Source organism: Promicromonospora sp. NPDC060204 (assembly GCF_042728455.1).
GTDB lineage: Bacteria > Actinomycetota > Actinomycetes > Actinomycetales > Cellulomonadaceae > Promicromonospora.
In genome coordinates this window covers 1-2223 of record NZ_JBHWZO010000440.1, presented here as the reverse complement: position 1 = coordinate 2223, position 2223 = coordinate 1, and the positions used below count along the sequence as shown (strand labels likewise).

Annotated in this window: 2 protein-coding genes; both read left to right on the top strand. The window is 70.7% G+C overall.

Going from position 1 to position 2223, the window contains the following annotated elements; genetic code table 11:
- The first annotated feature begins 123 nt into the window (after positions 1-123).
- Positions 124-1323 (top strand): phosphoglycerate kinase, encoded by a 1200-nt coding sequence (locus tag ACFWEJ_RS28495; protein ID WP_377232522.1) that lies wholly within the window; start codon positions 124-126, stop codon positions 1321-1323.
- 84 nt (positions 1324-1407) lie between these two features.
- On the top strand, positions 1408-2178 hold the full coding sequence (gene tpiA / locus ACFWEJ_RS28490; RefSeq protein WP_377232523.1) for a triose-phosphate isomerase: 771 nt from the start codon (positions 1408-1410) through the stop codon (positions 2176-2178).
- Positions 2179-2223 lie beyond the last annotated feature (45 nt).

Sequence of the window (2223 nt, the reverse complement as noted above, 5' to 3'; positions counted from 1 at the left end):
CTTTCTCACCAGCGTGAACTCCGACGTCCGCGTGCGCATCGGCCAGCCGGCGCACGCGGACGTCGTCATGTGACGGAAACCCTGACCGGCCTCCTTGCGGCCGGTCCCCGACCTGGAGTGCTCATGAAGACCATCGACTCCCTCGGCGACCTGCGCGGCAAGCGCGTCCTGGTCCGCTCCGACTTCAACGTGCCGCTGGACGGCACCAAGATCACGGACGACGGCCGCATCCGTGCCGCCCTCCCGACGCTGACGCGGCTGACCGACGCCGGTGCGCGCGTCGTCGTCCTGGCGCACCTGGGCCGCCCCAAGGGCACGCCCGACCCGCAGTACTCCCTGGCACCCGTCGCCGCCCGCCTGGGCGAGCTGCTCGGCCAGGACGTCGCCCTCGCCGAGGACCTCGTGGGCCCGTCGGCGAAGGCCACGGTCGAGGCGCTGGCCGACGGCCAGGTCGCCCTCCTGGAGAACGTCCGGTTCGACGCGCGCGAGACCTCGAAGGTCGACGCGGAGCGCGCCGAGCTCGCCGGTGAGCTCGCGCAGCTGGCGGACGCGTTCGTCTCGGACGGCTTCGGCGTCGTGCACCGCAAGCAAGCCTCCGTGTACGACATCGCGCAGGTGCTGCCCGCCGCGGCCGGCGACCTGGTGCTGAACGAGGTCCAGTCGCTGTCGAAGGCGACCGGCGACCCGGAGCGCCCGTACGCCGTGGTGCTCGGCGGCTCGAAGGTGTCGGACAAGCTGGGCGTCATCGCGAACCTGTTGACCAAGGCGGACCGCCTGCTCATCGGCGGCGGCATGGTCTTCACGTTCCTCGCGGCCAAGGGCCAGTCGGTGGGCAACAGCCTGCTGGAGGCCGACCAGATCGAGACCGTCAAGGGCTACCTGGCCACGGCCGAGGCCAACGGCGTCGAGATCGTGCTGCCGACCGACATCGTCGCGGCGGACTCGTTCGCCGCCGACGCGCCGCACCAGGTCGTCGCGGCCGACGCGATCCCGGACGGCACCATGGGCCTGGACATCGGCCCCGAGTCCGGCAAGCTGTTCGCCGGCAAGCTGGCGGACGCGAAGACCATCGCGTGGAACGGCCCCATGGGCGTGTTCGAGTTCGAGGCGTTCGCGGACGGCACCAAGGCCGTGGCGCAGGGCATCATCGACGCGACGGCCGCCGGCGGGTTCTCCATCGTGGGCGGCGGCGACTCCGCTGCCGCGGTGCGCGTGCTGGGCTTCGACGAGGCCGGGTTCAGCCACATCTCGACCGGTGGCGGCGCGAGCCTGGAGCTGCTGGAGGGCAAGGAGCTCCCCGGCCTCACGGTGCTCGCCGACTGACGCTCGCCGACGACGCTCGTCGGCTGACCTGACCTCCCTCTGAACAGAAAGAAGAAGCACGTGGCTACCACCCGCACGCCGCTGATGGCGGGCAACTGGAAGATGAACCTGGATCACCAGCAGGCGATCAGCACGGTCCAGAAACTCTCGTGGACCCTGAAGGACGCCAAGCACGACTACGCGGCGGTGGAGGTGGCGGTCCTCCCGCCGTTCACCGACCTGCGCTCGGTGCAGACGCTGGTGGACGCCGACAAGCTGGAGATCGTCTACGGCGCCCAGGACCTGTCCAAGCACGAGTCCGGCGCCTACACGGGTGAGATCTCGGGCACGATGCTGAAGAAGCTGGGCTGCACCTACGTGGTGATCGGCCACTCGGAGCGCCGCGAGTACCACGCGGAGACCGACGACGTCGTCAACGCCAAGGTGCGCGCCGCGTTCGCGCACGGCCTGACCCCGATCCTGTGCGTCGGCGAGGGCCTGGAGGTCCGCAAGGCGGGCAACCAGGTCTCGTACACCCTCGCGCAGGTCGAGGCCGCCCTGGCCGACGTGCCGGCCGAGCAGGTCGCGAGCATCGTCATCGCCTACGAGCCCGTCTGGGCCATCGGCACCGGCGAGGTCGCCACCCCGGACGACGCGCAGGAGGTCTGCGGCGCGATCCGCCGGGTGCTCGGCGAGCTGTGCGACCCGGGTGTCGCCGACGGCGTCCGCGTGCTGTACGGCGGCTCCGTGAAGTCGGGCAACGTCGCGCAGATCATGGCGCAGCCCGACGTCGACGGCGCCCTGGTGGGCGGCGCGAGCCTGAACCCGGAGGAGTTCGCGAAGATCGCCCGCTACCAGTCTCATGTTGTGGCGTAGCGAACCCCTTTCCTGACGTGTCAGACCCACAGGTCACTCCCGTGA

What these genes read in the sequence shown, in the direction of transcription:
- ACFWEJ_RS28495 (WP_377232522.1), top strand. Translation starts at nt 124, where the DNA reads ATGAAGACCATCGACTCCCTCGGCGACCTGCGCGGCAAGCGCGTCCTG.
- tpiA (WP_377232523.1), top strand. Translation starts at nt 1,408, where the DNA reads ATGGCGGGCAACTGGAAGATGAACCTGGATCACCAGCAGGCGATCAGC.